The organism is Sporomusa malonica (assembly GCF_900176355.1).
In the GTDB taxonomy this organism is placed as follows: domain Bacteria; phylum Bacillota; class Negativicutes; order Sporomusales; family Sporomusaceae; genus Sporomusa; species Sporomusa malonica.
In genome coordinates this window covers 1-24,397 of the sequence record NZ_FWXI01000001.1, presented here as the reverse complement: position 1 = coordinate 24,397, position 24,397 = coordinate 1, and the positions used below count along the sequence as shown (strand labels likewise).

24 protein-coding genes are annotated in these 24,397 nt (G+C 45.0%); 1 reads left to right on the top strand and 23 read right to left on the bottom strand.

Annotation, left to right across the window (positions count from 1 at the left end; genetic code table 11):
- Positions 1 to 9: 9 nt before the first annotated feature.
- The 7 genes from nifV to B9A22_RS00090 form a co-directional block, all read right to left on the bottom strand.
- Positions 10 to 1,182, bottom strand: coding sequence for a homocitrate synthase (nifV, locus tag B9A22_RS00120; protein WP_217805830.1), 1,173 nt, complete (start codon positions 1,180 to 1,182; stop codon positions 10 to 12).
- 69 nt (positions 1,183 to 1,251) lie between these two features.
- Positions 1,252 to 1,653 (bottom strand): GNAT family N-acetyltransferase, encoded by a 402-nt coding sequence (locus B9A22_RS00115; protein ID WP_176215322.1) that lies wholly within the window; start codon positions 1,651 to 1,653, stop codon positions 1,252 to 1,254.
- 375 nt (positions 1,654 to 2,028) lie between these two features.
- The gene (locus B9A22_RS00110; protein ID WP_084573564.1) at positions 2,029 to 2,670 is read right to left on the bottom strand and encodes a GntR family transcriptional regulator; all 642 of its coding nucleotides are present in this window, start codon (positions 2,668 to 2,670) and stop codon (positions 2,029 to 2,031) included.
- Positions 2,671 to 2,856: 186 nt separating this feature from the next.
- Entirely contained in the window at positions 2,857 to 4,623 is a 1,767-nt protein-coding gene (locus B9A22_RS00105; RefSeq protein ID WP_176215321.1) for an ASKHA domain-containing protein, read from the bottom strand.
- 40 nt (positions 4,624 to 4,663) lie between these two features.
- On the bottom strand, positions 4,664 to 5,677 hold the full coding sequence (locus B9A22_RS00100; protein ID WP_084573562.1) for a uroporphyrinogen decarboxylase family protein: 1,014 nt from the start codon (positions 5,675 to 5,677) through the stop codon (positions 4,664 to 4,666).
- A gap of 12 nt (positions 5,678 to 5,689) precedes the next feature.
- Positions 5,690 to 6,736: a uroporphyrinogen decarboxylase family protein gene (locus B9A22_RS00095; protein WP_084573561.1), complete on the bottom strand. Its 1,047-nt coding sequence runs from the start codon at positions 6,734 to 6,736 to the stop codon at positions 5,690 to 5,692.
- A complete protein-coding gene (locus B9A22_RS00090) occupies positions 6,733 to 7,383 on the bottom strand; it encodes a corrinoid protein (RefSeq protein WP_084573560.1) in 651 nt (216 codons plus the stop codon). The genes B9A22_RS00095 and B9A22_RS00090 overlap by 4 nt, the downstream gene beginning before the upstream one ends.
- 177 nt (positions 7,384 to 7,560) lie before the next feature.
- Here B9A22_RS00090 and B9A22_RS00085 point away from each other — a divergent pair, with 177 nt between their 5' ends.
- On the top strand, positions 7,561 to 8,631 hold the full coding sequence (locus B9A22_RS00085) for a uroporphyrinogen decarboxylase family protein (protein WP_084573559.1): 1,071 nt from the start codon (positions 7,561 to 7,563) through the stop codon (positions 8,629 to 8,631).
- A gap of 69 nt (positions 8,632 to 8,700) precedes the next feature.
- Here the strand turns inward: B9A22_RS00085 and B9A22_RS00080 are convergent, their stop codons facing one another.
- From B9A22_RS00080 to B9A22_RS00005, 16 genes are all read right to left on the bottom strand, one after another.
- Positions 8,701 to 9,036, bottom strand: a complete 336-nt coding sequence (locus tag B9A22_RS00080; RefSeq protein ID WP_084573558.1) for a cupin domain-containing protein — start codon at positions 9,034 to 9,036, stop codon at positions 8,701 to 8,703.
- Between the two features lie 187 nt (positions 9,037 to 9,223).
- Positions 9,224 to 9,457, bottom strand: coding sequence for a hypothetical protein (locus B9A22_RS00075; protein ID WP_084573557.1), 234 nt, complete (start codon positions 9,455 to 9,457; stop codon positions 9,224 to 9,226).
- A 301-nt stretch (positions 9,458 to 9,758) separates the two neighbouring features.
- Positions 9,759 to 10,001 (bottom strand): hypothetical protein, encoded by a 243-nt coding sequence (locus B9A22_RS00070; protein WP_084573904.1) that lies wholly within the window; start codon positions 9,999 to 10,001, stop codon positions 9,759 to 9,761.
- A 573-nt stretch (positions 10,002 to 10,574) separates the two neighbouring features.
- Positions 10,575 to 11,315: a 3-oxoacyl-ACP reductase FabG gene (fabG, locus tag B9A22_RS00065; protein ID WP_084573556.1), complete on the bottom strand. Its 741-nt coding sequence runs from the start codon at positions 11,313 to 11,315 to the stop codon at positions 10,575 to 10,577.
- Positions 11,316 to 11,344: 29 nt separating this feature from the next.
- A complete protein-coding gene (locus B9A22_RS00060; RefSeq protein ID WP_084573555.1) occupies positions 11,345 to 11,761 on the bottom strand; it encodes a MaoC family dehydratase in 417 nt (138 codons plus the stop codon).
- Positions 11,762 to 11,796: 35 nt separating this feature from the next.
- The gene (locus B9A22_RS00055) at positions 11,797 to 12,996 is read right to left on the bottom strand and encodes an electron transfer flavoprotein subunit alpha (RefSeq protein WP_084573554.1); all 1,200 of its coding nucleotides are present in this window, start codon (positions 12,994 to 12,996) and stop codon (positions 11,797 to 11,799) included.
- Positions 12,997 to 13,012: 16 nt separating this feature from the next.
- Positions 13,013 to 13,798 (bottom strand): electron transfer flavoprotein subunit beta/FixA family protein, encoded by a 786-nt coding sequence (locus B9A22_RS00050; RefSeq protein WP_084573553.1) that lies wholly within the window; start codon positions 13,796 to 13,798, stop codon positions 13,013 to 13,015.
- A gap of 41 nt (positions 13,799 to 13,839) precedes the next feature.
- A complete protein-coding gene (locus B9A22_RS00045; protein WP_084573552.1) occupies positions 13,840 to 14,979 on the bottom strand; it encodes an acyl-CoA dehydrogenase in 1,140 nt (379 codons plus the stop codon).
- Between the two features lie 74 nt (positions 14,980 to 15,053).
- Positions 15,054 to 16,232 (bottom strand): acetyl-CoA C-acetyltransferase, encoded by a 1,179-nt coding sequence (locus B9A22_RS00040; protein ID WP_084573551.1) that lies wholly within the window; start codon positions 16,230 to 16,232, stop codon positions 15,054 to 15,056.
- A gap of 14 nt (positions 16,233 to 16,246) precedes the next feature.
- Entirely contained in the window at positions 16,247 to 17,014 is a 768-nt protein-coding gene (locus B9A22_RS26205) for a methyl-accepting chemotaxis protein (protein ID WP_139796108.1), read from the bottom strand.
- Positions 17,015 to 17,143: 129 nt separating this feature from the next.
- A complete protein-coding gene (locus B9A22_RS00030) occupies positions 17,144 to 17,779 on the bottom strand; it encodes a CoA transferase subunit B (protein WP_084573549.1) in 636 nt (211 codons plus the stop codon).
- A gap of 11 nt (positions 17,780 to 17,790) precedes the next feature.
- On the bottom strand, positions 17,791 to 18,438 hold the full coding sequence (gene atoD, locus B9A22_RS00025; protein WP_084573548.1) for an acetate CoA-transferase subunit alpha: 648 nt from the start codon (positions 18,436 to 18,438) through the stop codon (positions 17,791 to 17,793).
- A gap of 59 nt (positions 18,439 to 18,497) precedes the next feature.
- Positions 18,498 to 19,895 (bottom strand): GntP family permease, encoded by a 1,398-nt coding sequence (locus B9A22_RS00020; RefSeq protein WP_084573547.1) that lies wholly within the window; start codon positions 19,893 to 19,895, stop codon positions 18,498 to 18,500.
- 43 nt (positions 19,896 to 19,938) lie between these two features.
- Complete coding sequence (locus B9A22_RS00015) at positions 19,939 to 20,967, bottom strand: ketopantoate reductase family protein (RefSeq protein ID WP_084573546.1); 1,029 nt, start codon at positions 20,965 to 20,967, stop codon at positions 19,939 to 19,941.
- Positions 20,968 to 20,989: 22 nt separating this feature from the next.
- On the bottom strand, positions 20,990 to 21,919 hold the full coding sequence (gene kce, locus B9A22_RS00010; protein WP_084573545.1) for a 3,5-dioxohexanoate:acetyl-CoA acetone transferase: 930 nt from the start codon (positions 21,917 to 21,919) through the stop codon (positions 20,990 to 20,992).
- Positions 21,920 to 22,389: 470 nt separating this feature from the next.
- The gene (locus B9A22_RS00005; protein ID WP_084573544.1) at positions 22,390 to 23,739 is read right to left on the bottom strand and encodes a sigma-54 interaction domain-containing protein; all 1,350 of its coding nucleotides are present in this window, start codon (positions 23,737 to 23,739) and stop codon (positions 22,390 to 22,392) included.
- Positions 23,740 to 24,397: the final 658 nt, after the last annotated feature.

The following is a 24,397-nucleotide window of genomic DNA, read 5'->3' as shown; positions in this document are numbered from 1 at the left end:
TCTCCTTGTCTATATTGCATTTACTTTCTCATACAAATACTCATTGTATAAGTGAATGAGTTCCTTATCAATCAGCGTCCGCTTGAGGTCAACTGCCAAGGCTCGCACCCTGATCAGCAGTTCTCCGGCAACCGCTTCGTCAAGCTCAATACCAAGTCCCTTAAACTTATTGATGATAGACGCCGAGCCGGAATGCTTGCCAATGACGATCTGGCGCTCCAGGCCAACTTCCGCAGGATCGAAGACCTCGTAGGTCTGTGGATTCTTTAGTGCCCCGTCGGCATGGATACCAGATTCATGTGCGAACATATTGGAGCCCACAACCGCTTTCCATGGTGGTAGTATCCGACCAGATGCCCGGGCGACATATTCGCAGGTCTCTTTTAGCTTCCCGGTATCGTAAGGTATCACGTTATTACAAACGTATTTCAGTGCCATTACTATCTCTTCCAATGCGGCATTGCCAGCCCGCTCTCCCAAGCCGTTTACCGTCACACCAAGAAATCTGGCGCCAGCTTGCATTCCCGCGACCGTGTTGGCTGTAGCCATCCCGAAATCGTTATGGGTATGCATCTCGATTTCAACATCTGACGCCTGACGTAGGCGTTGAATGCGCTGAAAGGTGGATAACGGATCTAGAATTCCAATGGTATCACAATAACGTACTCGGTTGGCTCCCGCTTGTTTGGCTGCGCGGACAAACTCCAGCAAAAAATTTTCATCACTGCGGGAGGCATCTTCGGCGTTCACCGAGATGTATAATCCATGACTTTTGGCGTACTCCGCCGCCTTGACCATATTCTCCAGCACTCTCTCCCGAGTAGTCCCCAGCTTATACTTAATATGGATATCAGATGTGGATATAGAGATAGCCACCGCGTCAACGCCGCAGTCTATCGATGCTTTGATGTCATTGATATTAGCCCGGTTCCATCCCATTATACTAGCCTTCAATCCAAGCTTAGCAATAGCCTTAATGCTTTCCGCCTCGTCACCGCCCATGATAGGAGTGCCAGCTTCAATCTGATCTACCCCAATCTCGTCTAGCAGTTTTGCGATATATACCTTCTCCTTTTTGGAGAATACCACTCCTGCCGTTTGCTCCCCATCCCGCAAGGTAGTATCAATGATGTATACGCCCTTCTCCTGGCTGAGGCGATTGAGCCCCGTACTGTTATTCAAAAATACTCCTCCCTTACCTTTTGAACTTCTCATTTCTATGTAAACCAGTGTCATATTTTGCTTTTTCTGCTATCTCCCTGCAGTATTTAGACCTGACTCCAACAAAACGGTGCACGGATCCACCCGAGTGACTTCAATGAAGCCGAGAGAGCTGAACAGCTGCTCCGTTTCCAGGTTAGCATAGATAAGATAATGATAGTGCCCACGACGCCCGGCTTCTTGAATCAGCTTGCTAACGACCTTGGCGGCCAGCCCATTACCTTGAAAAGCCGGATCAACAGCGATACAGCATAATTTTTCACCAACCAGGGACCCAGTGGCAATAATCCGTCCTTCCCGGTATAACGCTAGGGTATACTCCACCGCCGCATCAAGTAACAGCCCAAACTGAGCAAGAAATTCCCTAACCACAACCACCTCTTTTTCTTTTTGAAGGCTAATCTCCCGTTCTTCAAAGAGTTCACAATACATACATTTTTCCACCTCTTTTACAATTCCCTTAATGACGGCGATACATTGCATTTCAATTTTGTTGAATATAATTGTATAGCAATATTGCTATACATACTAATTTATACTGAAGTCAGACATATGTCAATATTTAAAAGTTCCTCCTTTAATACACATAATTTTAAAATAATTCACTATTTATACCTGTAAAAAAAAGCTGCTTCTCATAAGAGATAGCAGCAGTCTCCTTTAGGCTTGCCTCCGAAAAGCGGTGTAGCCAGAAAAGATCCATTGTATTTAGTTTATCCGATGACCAAGCCGATCTAAGACTCCCATCTTCTACCTACCTGTGCCCTTTAGGGTATTGGGAGTTATGGTGGCCAAGTCTCTTTTATGTCATAGAAACAAATGGTAATTTTCGGAGATAGTTCGTCGTATATTAAATACATGATTTTTTAGAGCTTCTTCTGCTTCCAATTCATTATGAGCCGCTAACGCTTCGTAAACTTTTATGTGTTCTTTATAGGACTCTTGCACTCTTCCTTGGACTAGAATAATGCGAAATTGGAATCTTTTCAATTGGGTTTTGATCATATCAAGAAGTTCAACCGCTTGATTATTCTTGGTTGCTTTGTAGATAACGCTATGGAAATCTTTATTTAAGTCTGCATACTCATCATATTTTTTGGCCTCAAGCCGAATAGCCATTTCTTGTAAAATAACATTCATTTTTTCCAGTTCAGTACTACTTATATTTTTAGCAATCGATTTGGCTACTAGCCCCTCTAGAACCGCACGTATATCTAAATAATTCATGACTTCTTCCAAAGTAAACGACTTAATACTGGCCCCTTTATTTTCCTCTATAGTAACAAGCTTTTCTTGCTCTAACTTTAACAGAGCTTTCTTTATTGTATTTCTGCTGACCCCAATTGTTTCTGCAAGATGAGCCTCAGTTAACTTTTGATATGGCATGTAGGAGCCGTCTATTATTTTTTGTTTAATATAATGATAGGCAGCTTCCGTTTGCTTACTCATGTTATACCCCTTTACAGTTATAATGTCTCTCATTAGAAAACATAATTGTTCAACAAACTATTTTATCATAAATATATACTTTCTTTTAAATTATGTCAATTTTTTACGTTTTACTAATCGACGGTAAATAAAGAAAACCCGCTAGCGCGGGCCTTGGGCTTCTTCTGCGGCGTATATATTTGCTCTTTATTGCGAAATAGCAGGAAATGCTAAAGCTTGGACAAAATAGTCCTGAAATTCCGGGTGAAGAGAAAGCTCTACAATCTTAATTTTTTGTCCAATTTTTTGTACTTCAATACTGGCGTGTCGATTCAAAAGAACTGCCTTTGCTCCTTCTTTGGCTGTATTACCAACAAATTGAATTCTTTGTTGACAAGAATGAGGTAATAGCCCAATCCCGACTAGTGCCTTTGGCTTTAAATGAAAACCAAAAGCACCGGCCACCAGAATCTCATCAACATCTTCAAAACAGATATCGATTTCTTTCAGTAACAGGTTCATGGCCGTATGTATTGCTCCTTTTGCCAATTGGACCTGTCGCACATCTTTTTGACTTAGGCAAATGTGTTCATCGCTAGAGATTACAAAAACTGGCCGCCCATCAATATGGCTCAGGCGGGACGCAAGTGCCGCAGGTAACTTCTCCGGGGCCGCAAATCGCCCGCTTGCTGTAATGACTCCACACCTTGCAAGCTCTGAGATTAGATCAATTAGGCCGCTGCCACAAAGTCCTTTTGGTAAGCCTTCCCCTATTACCTTCAACCCCACAGTGCCATCATCGGCTATTGACACACTCTCAATTGCGCCTTGCTCGGCCCGGCAGCCACAGGAAATATTCATCCCCTCTAGTGCAGGCCCTGCCGCCGAAGATGTCCCAACCAGTGAACCATTTTTACAGACTACAATCTCGCCGTTGGTACCAATGTCGATAAACAAAGTAGTTTTGCTATCATGGTGAAGGCCTACAGCTAACAGCCCTGCCACAATATCGGCGCCAACGAAGGCGGCGGCAGAAGGCAAGATAGTAACAACCCCTCGCTGGGATATTGCAAGACCAAGTGTAGCCGGACTAACTTCCACTTGCTGAGTAAAAACTGGCTGGTAGGGAGCATAGGCCAACGAACTAGGGTCCACTCCCAACAGTAAATGCTGCATAGTGGTATTACCGGCTACAACAACTTCATAAATATCTTCGCTGTGCAGCTGATTTTCAGTAGTCAATTGTTCAAGCAGCCGATTAATACCTGCAATAATTTTGCCCTGAAGTATCTGGGTTCCACCAGCTTGCTTACTGGCGAAGGATATTCTTGTCAGCACATCGCCGCCAAATTCAGTTTGCGGGTTAAGACAGGAACATACCCCCATACTTTCGCCGCTTGCCAAGTCAAAAAGCGCGGCTACCACACTGGTTGTACCAATATCTAATGCGACACCATAGTAGGGTTGTCCGGGTTGGTAATGCCAATCTAATAGCTTTTCATTCTTGACAATGGCCGCGTTAGCCGAACTTCCTTGTTTATACTGATCAGACAGTTCTTGTAATATACCCGGATAATTGCCCGGGAACAGGGGTTCAATGCCTTTTGCTAAGTCACTCTGATCGTACTCGGAGTCAAGCCGCTTATAGACAATCTTATGAACAGGAGGGTCAAGTGGCCATTGAGTACTTTGACCCTCTGTTAAAGTTACAAAACCATCATTATGCTTAGACAATAGTTCCACCTGTGCTGGACCAATTACCTTGGCCTGGCAGGCTAATCTTACTCCAGCAGCAAGTAGATTTCCCAACTGCTTGCTTTCTATTTCTCCGGGGATATTAAGCTCTCCCAATATCTTAACCTGGCATTTCCCACAAGTGCCGAGTCCGTCACAAGGAGCCTCCACAAGCAAACCGGCAGCTCGTGCTGCCTGCAGCAGGGTTGTACCTTCATTTACCGATATTGCTTTGCCCACTGGCAAAAAAGTTATTTCATAGCAAGACGCCAACGCTGCTCTACCTCCAACCTTTCACGGCATTAGTGAGGGCTATCAGATTGGTCTGCGGGGTTGCTAAACTAATACCACAGGCCGGAGCGATAATTTCTATGCCTTGTGCAAGTAAATTGCCGGCATTTTGAACAATCCGCTGTGGCTCGCCAGTATGCAGCATTTGTGTATTTACATTCCCCATCACCGGTATGCTACCTAACACAGTTTTGGCCTTGGATAAATTCACAATTGAGTCAAAGCTGAGAGTAGCACCATGTATCTCTTGCAAGGAACCAAGCAGCACAGTAGCATCACCGCAAATATGCACAATGGCTCCTGCGCCCGTCTGGCCGATCTCCTGTACCAGGCGCGACAACATCGGGATGACAAACCGACGGAAGTTTGCGCCGCCGAGAATCTCACCGGTAGCAGTAGGATCGGCGATCGCAATGACGTCAGCTCCGGCCGCTACCTGCTCACGGGCGAATCTCACCAGATAAGTAGTTAAATAATCAAGTACTGCCAATACTTCTTCAGGTTTTTTGCGCATGAGTCGGAAAAACCATAAGGGGTCAATGATGGAAGTAGCTAAACTGATCGGACCTGTTATATTCCCAATGATGGGTACATCCCTATGGCGTGAGGCCAATTCGCTAATTGCTGAAAGGATAACCGGCGATCTGCCGTCGTTACTTGGGTCAGGTAGTGGGCGAGCGATTATGGCCGCTAATTCCTTTGCCCCATATTCGGTGATGCATGGCTCAACCCCAGCATTACCCAAATCAACTGCACTGCCAAAAACCTCAGCCTCCACGGTCATACAAAAAGGAACACCCAGGTTTTCAAAACCAGTATTTAAACGGATAGCTTCAGCAACTTCAGCCATTACGACTGGGTTACTGTGGAAATCGTCAGCAAAATTGCGTAATATTGCTGTCGTTGCCGCACTCATCATGCCTCCAGGACAAATTACCGGTGGACGATCAACTTGTTTCTTTGCCAATACGGCTTTAAGCCGCGCCTTTTCAGTGAAATTCACATTAACCTCCCTCTAGCATTGACCGTACAGCCTAGTGGCTGTCATAATAGCGTCAATATTTTCCGGCGGTGCGTTGAAAGGTGTCTCACAACCTGTAGAAACAATTAATCCGCGCGGACTGTCACCCGCGTTTTTGATAATTTCCCTTACTTCAGCAGCAACCTTTTCCGGTGTACCTTTTAGCATTGTCTCTGCTGGTTTTATATTGCCTAGCAAACAGGCTTTGCTACCTACCAGTTTCTTTGTCAGCGCCAAATCAATAATATCGATGCTAAGGATATCCGCACCTGTCTCGGCCATCAATTCGATGATCGGAGTCGACTTTCCGCAGATATGCAGGCATATTGGCAACCCCTTTGCATGGGCGCGGGCAACGATATCGGTCAGATGGGGCATGGCATACTTCTCGAACTGACGCGGACTAATCAGACTGGAGCTAGCTACCGGATCTACAATAACCGGTACAACACCGATCTCTGCCAAGGCATCAATCATCGCCAAAGCACTCGCTTTTGAAAGTTCCAACAGCTCATTGACCAAACCGGGATTTTTATAAGTCTCACGAATAAACATTTCTGTCCCACGCAAGTGGGAGGCTGTAGTAAAAGGAGCGGCATAGATACAACCAACAAAAACCTGCTCGCCGATTTCGGACACTACGTGTTTTGCTGCGTTAAGATAAACAGGCAAACGGCCATCCTTCCACGGATCGGCCACCTTAACTTTGTCAATATTTTTTGCGTCTTCTGCAATCGGTCGCTCTACCCAGGGGGCGTCATCTTCTGGAAAAAAGAGTTCTGTTCCCATGGCTTCGGCAACACTGGAGGTAGTTGTAAACATTAATGGAATGTCATAACCATAACGCTTCCACGCAGCCACCTGGGCCTCCCCCATAACTTGCGGATTACTATTAAACTGTGAAACAGTAACACCTGTTACACGTGAGCAATGATTTAATACAAGCGGGGCTGAAGGTAATCTATCTATTTTAGTACCTTGCAAACAACCCAGTACTCTTTCTTTCGGCGTCATTGTGTCAGTTTTAATCACCCCACTCACGCAACTGCCTCCTGCCGGTTAGTTAATATCCGTACAGCAACATTTGCATCTGAAGCATACAGATCAGCCTTAATCTCATCAGCAAAAGCCTGCGAAATAGGCCCACCGCCGATAATAACCGTAACTTTATCCCGGATACCACGTTTTTCTAATTCCTCGACAACGGTACGCATACCCTCCATGGTCGTAGTCATTAGTGTAGCCATGGCAACTACTGTGGCCCCAACCTCTTCAGCTTTATCAACAAAAGACATCAGGGGAACGTTCCGGCCCAAGTCATACACCTCAAAACCACCTGCCTCCAGCATGATTTTAACGATGTTCTTGCCAATGTCATGCGTATCGCCCTGAACAACGCCAATGACTACTTTTTCCGCACTCTGGTTGTAATCCTTAGGCAAATGAGGTTTGAGAATTTCTAATCCTGCCAGCATGGCGTCAGAGCAAATTAAAACCTCGGGTATAAAATATTCCTGCTCCTCATACTTATCGCCAACAACATTCATGCCTTTAACCAAGCCCTCGGTAATAGCCTCAAATGCCCCTATACCTACGTCAATCGCAGCTTGCGCTGCCACTTTCGCCCCTTCTTCGTCCATCTCGATAACCGCAGCTGCTAATGCATCCAAAATCTGCTGATTTGTCATAACCGCACTCTCCCTTTAAATAATATATTAATAGTATCGAAATTTTCTATATAGATAAACTAAAACCCTTCTTAATTTCAGAAGGATTTTAATTAAATATAGATAATTTATAATGATAATATATAAAAACTCTCTATCTACACTGGTTTGCTGTGGTTGAGAGTCGGGAGGATCGCCATGAAAACCAATTGGAAAGATGAGATGACGCCTAAAGAACGGCTTAAAGCTTTTGCCGCCGGTGAGCCGTTAGACCGGATACCCTGCATGCCTTTAGTTACTGACCATGCTTATAGCCTGGCAGGTGGACCAATGGCGCAGTATTATCATTCAGCCCGCTTAATGGCGCAGGCTCAAATTAATGCTTTTGAGACTTACGAAACAGACTCGGTCGGTTCCGGTCCAGGGCTGTTTGGAATAGCTGAGGCCATTGGTACTAAGTTAACATTTCCTGATGACGGCATTCCCTATGTTTGCTCGCCAGCCATTTCAAGTTACCAAGACCTCGCTAAGTTAGAGTTAATCAACCCGTACCAGTCAGGGCGATTGCCCATCATACTCGAAGCTCTCAAGATTGTCCAGGAAACGGTAAAAGAACGCGCCGCTGTAGGGTGCTCACTTGGCGGTCCAATTACAACCGCTGCTGCTGTCCGCGGCACAGACAAACTTCTTAGGGACCTGAACCGCAATCCGGAAATGGTGCATCGGCTATTACAATACGTTACCGACAATGCCCTGCTCTTTATTGATGTACTATGCGATATGGGCATTAAACCAAGTATCGCCGAACCGACAGCATCCGGTACTTTGATCAGCAGTAAACATTTCCGGGAGTTTGCTAAACCCTACCTGAAACAATATTCAGATCGTATTATTCAGCGCTGTGGCAGTGGTCCTTTTGTCCATATCTGCGGTGATACCATGAGTATTTTGGATGATATGGTTGATGCCGGCGCTACAGTACTGAGTTTAGACAATCAGATTGACTTGGCGGAGGCAAAAAACAAAGTAGGCCACCGCGCCTGTCTAGCCGGAAATGTCAAACCTTATACCCTATGGCGTGGAACCCCTCAAGAAGTTTTGGAGGAGGTCAAAGAGTGCTTACGCAAAGCCTATAATAATCCGAAAGGGTTCATTCTATCCAGTGGCTGCGGACTATCGGTAGGCACCCCGGCCAAAAACGTTATTGCTATGATGGACGCCGCCCGACAATATGGTAAATGGCCGGTTAATCCTGACAATCTAGCATAAGCATGTAAAAGGGCTAAGTTCACCTCAGACAGGTAAACTTAGCCCTTTTACATACCACCGGCAATTAGCTTATCGTTCTTTTATTTTATATCGGGATTTTTGATCAAAGTACGTCATATCGGCATAACCAGCGTAAATTTTACCAGAATGCCTAACACCTTCGGGAATGAAATAACGGTCACCTTTGACAAATGTTTTTTTCACCCCATCAATGGTAAGCTCAATTTTCCCTTCTAAGACAATACCCCATTGGCCTTCATGGGAATGTTCGGGTAGTTCAACATCTTCACTAAATTCCATAAAGATAATTTGGTGGGTTTCACTTTGGGACAAATATGCCTTTATCCCCTTTAGCGGAATATCAGCTTCTGGCAATTTAAGTATTGGCTCCGGAAAAGTAGCCATAGTCAAACCTCCTGAATTATGATTTCGGACTGCTATGTAACCTATGATAAAGGAAAAAGTACTATTGGTAAATATCCAATTAATCTTCCTAAGACACAATTGGACTTATGGTTGAACCTTAGATCATTGGATCTGTGAGAATGATATAAAAAGCAAAAAGCCGCGAATTTCGCGGCTTTAAGGAAAACTATTCACTCTCTTCTTCATCTTCGATCTCGATAGTATCCTCAAAGGTATCGAGAATGTTTTGATGATGATCTTCAACTGCATCATTAATCAATCTGAGGACTGCATTGGTCTGCTCTTCCGGCAAGCCCATGGCAATAATAATGTCCATCAAACGGTCTCCAAGGAGTTCAACGTCATCGGTAAATAGCACCGGGATTTCATCAGTCATTTCAAGCTCTTGTTCATCGCACATAATATTCCACTCCTCGTCAATGTTTATTTTACTACCTCAAGCAAACAGTTCACTATGTAACCAGGCTACTATAATGCTTGCCACACTATTATTGTAACACACATTATTCGTAAATAATTGCTAAATCTACAATAATCGCCGGTTTATTCTAGAATATGCCTTTTTTTTATAAAGAAAACACGGCTTGCGCCGAGCCTTTGGCGACAGAGGAAGCCAATGTTGCCTTATCCTGTAAGAAAGTTAACTTTCTTACAGGATTAAAAAGCAGCTGAGAAGCCATATAACTCCAGGCCTTAGCCCATCATGAAAGCTCACCTTTTATCCGAGCTAACTCGGCTTGGCTTTCCAAGTAGTACCAGCGGACAGAACTTCCATAAGTACACTGTACGGCATGAAGCTTTCCATCCATGGCCAGCTGTCTCATTTTGTTTATGGAAAAACCATTAGAAGAAAAATAATTTGCTGAAATAAAGCCCCTACGTTTTAACCATTTCCGATGTTGATCAGCTTCTCTAGTGTCGAGTTTAACTTGCCAAATCGCCATAGTTTTCACAGGCCTTTCTTTCCTATTTGATTTTATTGTATACCGACTTTAGAATCTAAGTGTTATCTCCAAGTAAAATTGCTGTAAATATTACCTGGCATCAGAAAAAGCTACCGCACAGCTCCACAAGGAACCAAGCTGTAGCCTTCAGTCTTCTGATTAGCTATTTTTGAAATATATTCCAAATCGTGTATTTATTGATACGATACTACATTTGTCCTGCATTGCCAACAAATATTTCTCATACTCCTCACAGCTAACAGCATTATTTAAAGCAACGGTGTATTTTTAACTTTCGTCAGTAGCATTCGATTGCCTGCTGCAATCTTAGTAAAAAACAAAAAGCACAAGCAATTATTACAGCATCATTGCTTGTGCTCACTAGACATTATTGGCATCTTTCAAGAATTTCACTAAGGTATGAGTAAAACTTATCACATAACTTAGGCTAAGTCAACACATAAAATATGGTGTCGTAAAGTTGATCATTTAAATGCACCCCTGCAAGCTGCTGAATACACCTGGCAGGATACGGCTCTAAGCGTCAGCGGCGCCGGACGTGAGCGCGTGAGCTTACAGCGTGCATGCTCCGTCTACACTTAAGACAGTGCCATTGATGTATTTGGCATCATCAGAAGCTAAGAAAGCGAAAGCTGCAGCTATCTCTTCCGGTTCACCCAGGCGGCCTGTCGGAACTTTAATAAGAATTTTTTCGTTCAGCACTTGCTCAGGAATCTTTTTCACCATATCGGTACCAATGAAACCAGGTGCTACGCAGTTAAAGCGCAATCCATTTTTAGCCATCTCTTTTGCCCAGGATTTAGTCATACCAATAGCGCCCCACTTAGCAGCAGCATAGTTGGTTTGTCCCAGGTTGCCGTATATACCAACCACCGAGGAGGTTGTCAATACGACGCCGGATTTCTGCTCAAGCATTTGCGGCAGGGCGGCTGAAGTACAATTGAAAACTCCGGTAAGGTTTACGGAAATAACGGCATCCCAAGCTTCTTTGCTCATTTTTTTCATCATAGCATCTTTAGTAATACCGGCGTTGTTGATCAACACATCGACACGGCCAAATACTTCCACTACTTTATTAACCATAGCTTTGGCACTTTCGCTGTTAGTTACATCCACTTGAACGTAAATAACTTCAGCGCCTTTAGCCTTTAATTCTTCCACTGTAGCAGCGCCATTGGCAAAATCGGCAACAACAATTTTAGCACCTTCTTCAGCCAAACGCAGGGCAGTTGCTTTCCCAATTCCGCCAGCTCCACCTGTGATAATAGCTACTTTGTCTTTTAACCCCCGCATTTTTCTTCCTCCTAAATATGTGTATGCTGTTACTTCTTCATCACGGTGGCTTTACCATCAGTAACCACTTTACCCGCTTGATTCGTAACAGTAGTTTTTAAAAGCAAGTGGTTTTTGGCTTCTATCTTTTCAAGAACCTCAACCGTAGCTGTTACGGTATCTCCAATTTTTACCGGTGCCTTGAATGCAAGTTCCTGGCCCAGATAGATTGTATTCGCCCCAGGTAATGTAGTTCCTAAGACAGCTGATATAAACCCGGCTGATAACATTCCATGAGCAATTCGCTCTTGAAACATAGTTGTTTTAGCGAATTCGGCATTGACGTGAACAGGGTTGAAATCGCCGGTTATCCCAGCAAAACTATATACGTCGAATTCAGTCACCGTTTTCGTCATACTGGCTTTGTCACCTACTTGTATGTCAGCAAATTGCACGTCTTGAATCATTACTTTATGCCTCCTTCTTAGCGCGGCTTATCGAATTAAGCCTGCCGCAATTTTTTAAATTCTTCAATCATGATCGGTAATACTTCCATGACGTCCCCGACAATACCATAGTCGGCAACTTTGAATATCGGTGCATCAGCATCTTTGTTGATAGCGATCACACTATCGGAAGAAGACATCCCAGCCAAATGCTGAATGGCGCCGGAAATGCCACAAGCAATATAAATTTTCGGTCCTACTGTCTTGCCTGTTTGGCCAACCTGGTGAAGGGCTGGTTTCCAGCCTGCGTCTACAGCAGCCCGGGAAGCACCGACAGTGCCGCCTAGCACTTCAGCCAGGTCCTCGATTAATTTGAAATTTTCCGGCTTACACATGCCCCGTCCGCCGGAAACAATAATCTCTGCTTCTTCCAGATTACATGAAGTGATGCATACCTGCAGCAATTCAATAAATTTAGTACGAATATCTTCCGGCTTCACTTTACTTGCTACGCGAACAATTTCGCCGGTCCGAGTAAAGTCAGGCACAGGCCGTTTAAATACTTTCGGACGAACGGTACCCATTTGTGGACGGTGCTCCGGACACAGAATTGTCGCCATGATATTGCCGCCAAAGGCCGGGCGGGTCCATGCTACCAATCCAGTCTCGGCATCAATATCCAAGTTGGTGCAGTCAGCTGTCAAACCTGTCCCAATACGGCAGGCTACCCGGGGACCAAGATCACGGCCATCGTTAGTTGCACCGATTAGAATAACATTTGGTTTATATGTTTTGATTAAATCCGTTAAAGTCACGGTAAAGCCATCGGTATTATAGTGGCTGTACTCAGCACCTTCAACCAGATACACCTTGTCTGCACCACTGGCAAACAAATCTTTGCTTACATCTTCGACATGATTGCCAATGAGAACACCAGCAAGTTCCTGCCCCATTGCATCAGCCAGCTTACGCCCTTCACCAAGCAGTTCATGAGAAACGCCACGAATGTGACCGTCTACTTGTTCAATAAAGACCCAAACACCTTTGTACTCTGCTTTGTCCATTGCAACTGTTTTTTCTTCTTCTTCGCGTACAATGGTGCTGACCGGGCAAGTTTCGACACAAGCCCCACAGACAGTGCAAGCCTCAGTAATAAAGGCTTTAGCGTCGTCTTGCATGGTAATAGCACCAAAAGGACAGGCGGCGACGCAGGCGCTGCAGCCGATACACTCATCTTGGATTATTTTAATTGCCATCGTCGTTTACCCCCTCTTAGACAATCTTTGCTTCAGATAATTTTCGGATTAGTACCGTAACTGACTCGCGGGCGCTGTCAGCTTGAATGAGTTCGCCTTGTTTCCGCTGCAGCGGGGTAAAGATGCGGAGGACCTGAGTTGGTGAGCCTTTTAGACCAAGACGGTCAGGATCAACGTCCACATCATTAACAGTAATTACAGGAATCTCTTTACGGTTGGCTTTCATCGTTCCTTTAACAGTAGGGAACCGGGGCTCATTGATTGATTTTACAACGGTCAAAAGTACCGGTGTTTGAGTTTCAATGATCTCGTAGCCTTCTTCGTGTTCCCGCTCAACCCGGACGGTATCACCGTTTACTTCTACTTTAGCTACATAAGTAATTTGCGAAATGTCCAGATATTCCGCAATCTCAGGACCTACTTGGGCGGTGTCGCCATCAATAGCCTGTTTCCCACAAATAATCACATCAAACTTACCTAACTTGCGGATGCCTGCTGCCAGCGTATAGCTGGTAGCCAGAGTATCCGAGCCACCGAAAGCACGGTCACTGATCAAGGCCGCCTCATCGGCTCCCATGGCCAAACATTCTTTTAAAGCATCTTTGGCCTGAGGTGGCCCCATGGAGATGACAGTCACCTTGCCGCCATGCTTTTCTTTTAATTGGATAGCTGCCTCAACGGCATTCTTATCAAAAGGGTTGACAATACTTGGTACCCCTTGACGAATGAGGGTATTGGTCTTCGGGTCAATTTTGACCTCGGTGGTGTCAGGCACCTGCTTGACACATACCAGAATCTCCATACTTTATACCTCCTGTTTGATTGTTAGTGCGTAAATTGCAGCTAGCGCAGCATCGCGCCGGAGATTACCATTTTTTGAACTTGATTTGTGCCTTCATAGATTTGAGTAATTTTAGCATTTCTCATCAGTCGTTCCACAGGGTATTCTGAGGTATATCCATAACCACCAAAGATTTGGACAGCGTCGGTAGTAACCTCCATGGCAACATCAGAAGCATACATTTTTGCCATAGCAGCTTCTTTGGAGTAGGGCAGCCCTTGGTCTTTGTTCCAGGCAGCTTTGTACACCAGCAGCCGGGCAGCTTCTACTTTTGTTCCCATATCAGCAATCATAAAAGCAATTGCTTGGTTGCTAGCAATTGGCTTGCCAAACTGAACGCGCTCTTTGGAGTATTTAACGGCATGATCAACGGCAGCTTGCGCAATGCCGAGAGCTTGCGCGGCAATACCGATACGGCCGCCATCAAGAGTCGTCATAGCTATTTTGAACCCCTCGCCTTCTTTACCTAAGAGGTTGGCTTGGGGTACTTTCACTTCTTGGAAAACAAGCTCCATTGTAATAGAGGAATGGATGCCCATTTTGTGCTCTTTTTTACCAAAGGTAAAACCTGGCATGCCCTTTTCCAAAATAAACGCGCTTATGCCTTTCAGACCTTTGGATTTGTCGGTCATAGCAAAAACAATATAGGTTTCTGCTTCACCAGCGTTAGTAATAAAAATCTTGCTGCCATTGAGCACATAATGATCACCATCCAGCACAGCCACTGTCTGCTGAGCGGCGGCATCAGTACCGGCATTAGGCTCAGTAAGACCAAAGGCGCCCATGTGCGTACCCTCCAGAATGGGACGCAGGTATTTTTCTTTTTGCGCTTCTGTACCATAGGCATAAATAGGCCATGCGCAAAGAGATACAGAAGCGGAAAGAGTAACGCCCACACCGTCATCCACCTTGGATAATTCTTCTACTGCCAGAATGTAGCTGAGATAATCGCTGCCGGCACCGCCGTATTTTTCGGGGAAACAGATGCCGTTTAGCCCTATTTCCCCCATGGCGTCAGCCAGGGAGCGGTCAAACGAGCACTCTTCATCCCGCGTCAGAACACCTGGCGCCACTTCTTTCTCAGCGAACTCGCGGACCATTTTTTGCATCATTTTTTGTTCATCATTCAATTGAAAAAACATATAAAAATCCTCCCTACCATTTGATTTAATTGGTCTGTCAAAGGCATCCCAGCACAGAGCGTGGGAAAACAGCATTACAGACGCTCGACAATAGTGGCAACACCTTGACCGCCGCCAATGCAAAGCGTGGCCAAACCAATCTTTGCTTGGCGCAACTCCATTGCATGCAGCAGGGTTACAAAAATCCGGGCGCCGCTGGCACCAATAGGATGACCTAAAGCGATCGCTCCACCGTGAACATTCACTTTTTCACGAACAAACTCAAGCTGTTTGCCTACAGCCAGGAATTGAGCAGCAAAGGCTTCGTTTGCTTCAATCAAATCAAGGTCTTGGACAGTAAGTCCAGCTTTAGCAAGTGCTTTGCGGGCAGCAGGTACAGGCCCCATCCCCATGATGCTGGGATCAACACCGCCTGCTGCATAGCCACGGATGCGGGCTAACGGTTTTATGCCCAATTCTTTGGCTTTGTCTGCTGACATAATGACCAGCGCAGCAGCACCATCATTAATACCGGAAGCATTACCGGCAGTAACGGTACCCTCTTTTTTAAAGGCCGTTTTCAGTCCGCCTAACTTTTCGATAGTTGTACCGGATTTTGCGTATTCGTCAGTATCAAAGGTACTATCACCTTTTTTTCCTTTTATGGTTACAGGTACTATTTCTTTCTTGAAAGCTCCGCTTTGAATAGCCTTAATGGCTTTTTCCTGAGATTCAAACGCCAGTTGGTCTTGATCCTCGCGGCTAATTCCATACTGGGCTGCAACATTTTCAGCAGTAATGCCCATATGATAATCATTAAAGGCACACCATAACCCATCTTGAATCATGGAGTCTACTAATTTACCATGGCCCATGCGATACCCTGAACGGGCTTTCTCCAGCAGATAAGGGGCATTTGTCATACTTTCCATGCCGCCAGCCACAACGATGTCGGCATCCCCCGCAAGAATGGCCTGTGCTGCTAAATTAACTGCTTTCAGACCAGAACCACAGACTTTGTTAATAGTCAACGCAGGAACCTCTGTCGGCATACCAGCTTTTAACGCTGCCTGACGGGCCGGATTTTGCCCCAGACCGGCTTGCAGAACATTACCCATAATAACTTCACTTACACCGGCGCCATCAATACCGGCCCGTTGAAGAGCCTCTTGAATAACTAAACCGCCTAGTTCAGCCGCTGACAAAGGCGTCAGCGAACCATTAAAACTGCCAATGGCGGTACGAACTGCACTAACAATAACTGCTTCACGCATAATAAACACCGTCCTTATTTATTGCTAAGTCGCTCTGCTATATGATCCAGTTTGACTGCCATTGTACCAATTGCCTGTATAGTTTCAGCAACATGAGTGACAGCTTCGGCAATCTGCGAGGTCATTTGTCCGATACGGTTCAATTCCTGTTGGTTGTGTTCGCTATCAGCTTGAACACCCTGGATGATTTTGGTGATCTTTTTTACAGATAGAGTTGAGCTGTCTGCGAGTTTTCTGATCTCCTCGGCGACTACCGCAAAACCACGCCCGTGCGCACCTACTCGGGCGGCTTCAATGGCAGCATTTAGCCCCAATAAATTCGTTTGCTCGGCAACATGCTTTATTAACTCTAAAACCTGACCAGTTTCCCGGACCCGCGCCCGTGAATCCTCTGATAACTGACCAAGTGCTCGGCAAATCACAGCTACTTCCTGTGTTTGTGCCGATACTTCCTCGGTAGTAGATGCTATGGTGCTAATTGCACCTGACAGTTCTGAGGCCATTTCGTATACGGCGTCTTGTGTGTCCACTGACTCTACAAAAGCGATAGCTCCAATTACTTCCTTTTTATCATCAAGTATTGGGACCGCAGCCCCAATATAGGGAACTCCAAATTTTTCTTTGTCGCCGCGTAACTGGATAAGCTTTTTTTCCTCCATTACTTTAACAATAGCTGTACCAGGCCTTAGCAACACTCCGGCTTTAACCCCGGTATCAATTTTCGGGTTTATAAGACTAAATATACTTTTCCCGATCACAAACACCGATTGTAACGTCTCCACGAATAAGGTCCTTAACCAATGGCAATACACAAAAAAGCTGTTCGAAGATTAGGGAATTTTCCTCATAGCGCATATACTCATCTCCCCAATCCGCAGAAAGAACTCCTGGGCAAACACCTAACGTTGACCTTATGCACTTATTAACCCAACCAAAAATTCAGCCTCAGTCTTGGCCCTCACTTCGTCCACCGTCACGCCTGGTTCGGTCTCCTTAAGAATTAGTCCTGCCGGCGTCACTTCAAACACACACAAATTGGTGATAATTAAGTTCACGACGCCTTTTCCGGTCAACGGCAGGGTACATTTTTTCAATATCTTGGGTGCTCCGTCTTTAGCGGTGTGTTCCATTGCAACAATGACCTTCTTTGCTCCGGATACAAGATCCATTGCGCCGCCCATACCTGGCACCAATTTGCCTGGAACCATCCAGTTAGCGAGATTTCCTTCCTGGTCAACTTCTAACGCACCAAGGACGGTCACATCGACATGTCCACCGCGGATGATAGCGAAAGACATAGCACTGTCAAATACCGCGCCGCCGGGGATAATCGAAACAGGCTTGCCCCCCGCGTTTACGAGATCGGGATTTTCTCGTCCTTCTAAGGGAGTCAGGCCTACAAAGCCATTCTCTGACTGAAGGGTAACGCTCACGCCAGCTGGCAGAAAATCCGCAGCCAAAGTTGGTATACCAATACCCAAATTAACGACATAACCATCTTTGAACTCCTGGGCAACCCGTTTAGCAATTATTGTTTTTGCATCCATCTTTAATCCCCCTATTCCTGAACAATCCAGTCAACTAATATTCCAGGCGTCATTACTTGATCGGGATCAAGCTGGCCCGCTTCAACGATATTTTCCACCTGAACGATAACGACGTTGGCAGACATCGCCATTAATGGGTTAAAATTACGGGCTGAGCGGTGAAACAGCAGGTTTCCGGCTGTATCTGCTGTATGCGCCTTAATCAAGGCCACGTCGGCCCGCAAAGGCTTTTCCAAGAGAAATTCCCTGCCGTCAACGTTGATGACTTTCTTACCTTCGGCAACAATCGTCCCTAGCCCGGTTGGCGTAAGTATACCGCCAAGCCCTGCTCCCCCAGCGCGGATCTGTTCGGCGAGTGTCCCTTGTGGGACAAGTTCAACTTGAAGCTCACCGGCATTCATTTGTTGCCAGGTCTCAGGGTTTGTCCCGATATGGGAAACTATTACCTTTCTCAGGCGGCGGTTAGCTACAAGTTTCCCGATGCCTTTATCAGGAAATGCCGTGTCGTTGGCGATGACGGTGAGATCCTTTATTCCTTTAGTTACCAGTGCATCTACCAATATTTCAGGCGTACCTACGGCAAGGAATCCACCAATCATAACAGTTATACCGTCGTGTACGGTTTCCAAAGCTTGCGCAATCGTAGTAACTTTGAACATATATATCCTCCACAATGTTTATTGGTAAGAAAAGCCGGATTGCTCCGGCTTCTGCCACTTTATAGAATGCCTGTTGCCAAATGAATAGCGATAACAGCAAACGCGGCTACCGTTTTAATAATAACAATGCTAAACATATCCGGATACGCTTCCTTATGGGTCATTCCACATACAGCCAGTATAGTTATTACTGCGCCGTTATGCGGCATGCTGTCCAAACCTCCAGAAGCCATAGCTGCTACCCGGTGAAGAATCTCTGGTGACATACCGATAGAGTTTGCCCAAGCCAGCCAATCTTTCGCCATCAGGTCCAGTGCTATTGACATACCACCGGATGCGGAACCAGTGATGCCGGCCAGAGTGGTTACAGTTACGGCTTCAGAAACCAGCGGTGTGCCGCCGATTTTGATGCTCAAGAGCGCATCAGCGATCGAGCGAAATCCGGGCAACGATGCGATTACGTTGCCGTAACCGACCTCGGAAGCGGTATTCATGATTGCCAAGAGTGATCCGATAGCACCTGCATTTAATGCTGTAGCCAGACCACCTTTTTGCAAGTTTCGGTAGCCAAGTGCAGCGCACAGAGTAATACCGATGACAACTGCGATAATCAGAGCCCAGATTGCTTTAATGTTTTTAACGGCAGCAGATACAAGAGGCAATTTCATACCAATAAACGGAGCGAGAAGATCAGGGTTCCACTGGAATAGGTTAGTCATTATGAAGTTTATGACAAGTACTGAAACAAGCGGTAATAAAGCCAGTTTCCAGTCGGGAAGATTGCTGTCGTCACTTTCCATTGGTTCATTGACTCGGTTATCGCCGTAAAATTCACCCTTGGCGTTCAATTTCTTACGACGATATTCCAGATAATACATACCTGGGAAGAAGATCAGGAGAGCTCCAATGATGCCAATAAAAGGTGCAGCATAAACATCGGTGCCGTAAAAATTTGTAGGAATGATATTTTGAATTTGCGGGGTTCCAGGCAGGGCATCCATTGTATAGGTACATCCGCCGAGTACAACGATTGCCGGTATCAAACGTTTAGGAATACCGGCTTGTTTGAACAATGCTGCGGCGAAGGGATAGAGAACGAATACGATAACGAAAAGGCTTACGCCGCCATAGGCGAGAACACCGCCGGCAATGACAACTGCTAAGATAGCACGCTCTTGTCCTACGATCTGCAGTATTTTAAGCGCAATCGCCTTGGCGAAGCCAGTTGCCTCCATCAGTTTTCCAAACACAGCGCCCAGCATGAAGATTGGGAAATATACCTTCACATAAGATACTGTTTTGGCCATAAATAATTCCGTATATGTCGGCATTGGAGACATACCCTGACTTGCTGCTGCCAATATTGCGAAAATCGGAGCAAACAAAATTACTGAAAAACCACGATATGCCATAAACATTAATAAGAATAGACTGAGGATAATACCAAATACTTCCATCAATACTCTACCTCCCTATATTCAAATCTTTTATCGGTCCGATTTATTTCGCACTGTCAATAATATCATTAAACCTATCGAGGTAACCAAAATCGTTTACTCCGCCTCTTGCCTCGGCTTCTTTGACAAGTTCAACGACCTTATCATTGAATGGCGTAGGTATACCACACTTGCGTCCGCCCCGGCATACAACACCATTGATATAATCGATCTCTGTCTTTTTACCTTTCTCCAAGTCCTGGAGCATGCTGGCTTTGTTATTATGGCGGCCCCATACTTTTTTGTATAAATCCATCTTTGATGGAATATCAGCCTTACTATTTAGCTCTAAGAACTCGAAATCAACCCCTTGCATCTCCACCATACGATAGCCCAGACCGCGGCAAACCTTGATAACCTCATCAGCGATGTGAGCAACGCAAACCATTGCCTTAGAATTAGCTAATACCTCACTAAAATTACCATTAAGAGCAGCCGACATGCCGCTGAAGGTGGAATTCATCAACAATTTAGTGTAACGAATTCCCATCAGGTTCGTCAGTATCGTCGTCCCACCGGCAGTACTAAGAACTTCTTTTACCTTTTCCAGTCGTGGGCGTACCACTCCATCTATCTCACCAATCTCGAAGGCAAATTTTTCTACTGCCTCCATGGTTGACGTAAGCTCAGACACACCTGGCTTAAGCCAAGTTGCACCAAATCCGACTGCGCCGCCGATGGTACGCTCCTTCCCAACGATCTCCGCTACCGCTTCTTCCGGAACGCCGTTTTGCAAGGTGCAAACAATACTATCTTTATGCAGATGGGGTAGAAGCTTGGGTAAGGCTGTTTCGTTAGCCGTTTGCTTGGTCAATAACAAGACTAGATCATACGTGCCGACCATCTGTTCAGGTGTTACTGCTGTAACCGCTTGATGCATCTCAAGAAAACCGGTTACGGTAGCTCCATTGGTATTAAGCGCATCCACATTTTCTTTAAAAGAGTCAATGAGATCTACTTGTTGGCCCTTTTCAGTCATCCTTGCTCCAATAATAATACCTAGTGCTCCTGCTCCTAAAATAGCTGTTCTCATATTAAATCTCCTCCAGTCTACATTAATAATTGACTTTATCTATGCCTTTGAGATCAAGAATTTGTCGAGCTTCATCAGAACTGGCGATTTCCAAACCAAGTCGCTCGGCAATTTCCTTAATCTGAAGGACTTGCTCTGCACTTGATTTTGCCAGCACCCCAGGTTTTAGATAAAGGTTATCCTCAAGCCCAACTCGTGCGTTACCACCCATAGTCAGGGCAGCAGTAACAAGAGGAAATTGAGCCTTACCCGCTGCCGCACAAGACCAAACAAAGTCACCAATCTGCTCACGGGCTGTCTTAACCAAGTAGACGAGATTATCAACAGTCGCAGGAATTCCGCCCAATATTCCCATTACAAATTGTAGATAAACTGGTTTTTGTACTAATCCTTTTTTCATAAAATAGGCAATGTTATTAATCATGCCTACGTCATACACCTCAAACTCGGGACGTATTTCGTGCTCATTCATAGTATTCAAGTAATACTCTAACCCTGTAAAAGTGTTTGTAAAAACCAGCTCGTTAGTACGCTTGAGGTAAGGAATCTCCCAGTCGTATTTTGGGTTTTCCAGCTTTGCTGCTAAATCAGCAAATACAAAGTTTACCGATCCTGCATTACAGGACGCCAGCTCCGGCTGTAAGTCTACTGCAGGGGCCAGACGCTGTTCCGAAGACATCCAGACTGCGCCGCCAGTGGTAACACAAACCACTGCGTTACATTGTTGTTTAATTGAGGTAACTATCTCCTTCATAACGCCTAAGTCTGGGGTTGGACTACAATCCTTAGGATCTCTAGCATGAACGTGGACCACTGCAGCCCCTGCCTTGTGAGCCTTTACGGCATCCTCAATGATTTGGTCCGGTGTAGAAGGGAAGTAGGGACTCAAACTCGGCGTATGTGTTGCTCCTGTTACCGCTGCAGTGATAATGATTTTGTTTTGCTTTGCCATGTAAATTCCTCCAGGTAGTAATTTTAGTGATCTCTCTGGAGCGCAGATTAAGGTCTGGGCCTCACTCCACGTTACTCCTTTCTTCTGATCAATCAGACTATATTGCAAAATGCGTGCCAAAGCCTAAACTGCACTAAATGTGCTCGATTTTGAAGGTAAAGTAAGCATACTTTTATTCCGGCTGTCGAATGAAACACAAACACATACACTATCCTTCGGATTGAGTAAACATGCGGAAACCATTAACTATTTCATCCTAAAAAGCAGCTAATCGGTAAGGAAAAAATTGCGTACAGGCCGATCGATTCTTACGAGTATAATGAGTATAAGAATAAAATCAGAGATGTAAGTGCATAATGACACTGTTTTTTTGAAAATTCATTATATACTTACATTCTCCAGTACCTAAAAGCACAGAAGGACAGTGTAAGTAATTAATTACACTGTCCTTCTGTGCTTACATTATATATTCAACTAGTTATGCCAAGGCGATGCATTTTCTGGTACAGTAATGGCCGCGCAATTCCCAGCAATTCTGCGGCCTTCTTTTTGTTTCCCTTGGTAGCTTGAAGAGCGTTTAAAATAATTTCCTTTTCGCTCGCCGCCCTTGCATCTTGAATGCTCATTCCGGCAGTTGACTTTCCCTTGTTTCGTATCTTCGGCATCAACCATTCAAAATGAACTGGCTGAAGTATGGTGGAGCTACAGAGATTAATCGCTCTTTCTACAGCGTGGTCCAGTTCCCGGATATTCCCCGGCCATTCGTACTCCATAAGCAACGCCATAGCATCAGGATCTACAGCAACTGTTCCTAAACCCGCCTGCTCTCCATATTTTTCTGCAAACTTATTTACAAGTAGAGGTATATCTGACTTTCTTTCTCTTAGTGGTGCAACTTTAATTGGAATGACGTTCAACCGGTAGTACAAATCCGCCCGGAAAGTACCTTGTTTTACCATATCTTCAAGATCATCATTTGTAGCTGCAACTATTCTGACATTAACGGGGATTGGTTCCGCTCCCCCAATCCGCTCGATCTCTTTTTCTTGCAGTACTCGAAGTAGTTTTGCCTGCGCCGACATAGACAATTGACTTATCTCGTCCAAAAAGAGTGTTCCTTTATCAGCCAGTTCAAATTTACCCTTTTTCCCCGCCCTACGCGCTCCTGTAAAGGCGCCTTCATCATAACCAAATAATTCCGATTCAATAAGCTCTTGTGGAATAGCAGCACAATTGAGCTTTACAAAAGGATAAGGCGACCGGCGACTTTCCTGATGTAGAGCATGAGCAACCAACTCCTTGCCAGTACCCGTTTCCCCTTGTATCAGGACCGTAGCGTTCGTACACGCCGTCTTTAATATTGCCGTACGTATTGCAACAGTGGCAGGATTCGAGCCGATAATATCACCTATGGAATACCGTACTCCCGCATATTTCTTTATTTTTTCTTTATAGTAGTCAAGTTGGGTGCGCAATTCCTGTATAGATTCAAAAAGTTTGTCAACTCCTTCGAATACCTGATAGGATATGGCACCAATAATAACCCCGTCCTTTATCAGAGGGTATCGATTGCATATTACAGTTTTCCCCTCATAGTAAAAGACGTCACCTAAAATTGGTTTACCTGACTCAATAACAACCGGGAGCTTACTTGTTGGGATTACATCTTTAACATAACGACCTATGACTTGCTGGTGATCAAACCCTCTTGACGCTGCATAGGTTTCCTCGACAAAAACAATTCGGGATTGCTGATCAACTACTACCATACCAGCCATATGCGCAAATACTTGTTTCATTATTTCGCTATGTTTCGCCATTAGAAGTCCCCCCCACACAGTCAAAGAATGTAAGTTTATCTTTGTTAAATAATTATATACTTGAAGATTACCCACTGTAAAAAGTTAGAAACCGGACGGCGGATAACGAATCTCATATCCAACTCACATCGCGATTTCCGTGCGCAGTTAGCTTCAACAATAGCCTAACCTTGTTTATAGGATAACACATCTTTTTGTTTATCGCAGTAGTAATTTCGACAAAATCTTATCTTCACATTCTATTCGATCTCTCCAGCATATATTGGTATATATGACAAAATACCCCCGCAGGCGGCTGAAATCAAAGTAAAAAACAGCTTATTAGGTTCTCAATGTTTACTTCTTAAAAAAACCGTTATTGTTGGCGCTGAAATAAAAAGCCCGAAAGCTGACGGGATTGCCTGATCGAAAGTTGCTCGATATAATGACCATATCTGATAAGAAAGGAAAAGACGCCCCCGTTAATGTGCTACTGCGCCAACAGCAGCACCAGGGACGTCCACCAACTAAAAGATATGATCATTGTAACAAATTATGAGCTGATTGAAAATACCGAACTCGGTGTTTTTTGTTAGGAGCATGGAGCAGAATCCTTGTCCTTGTTGTGGTGAGCGGCTAAGTGTAATCGGCAGTCGTCGGCGCAAGTACATAACCAGCT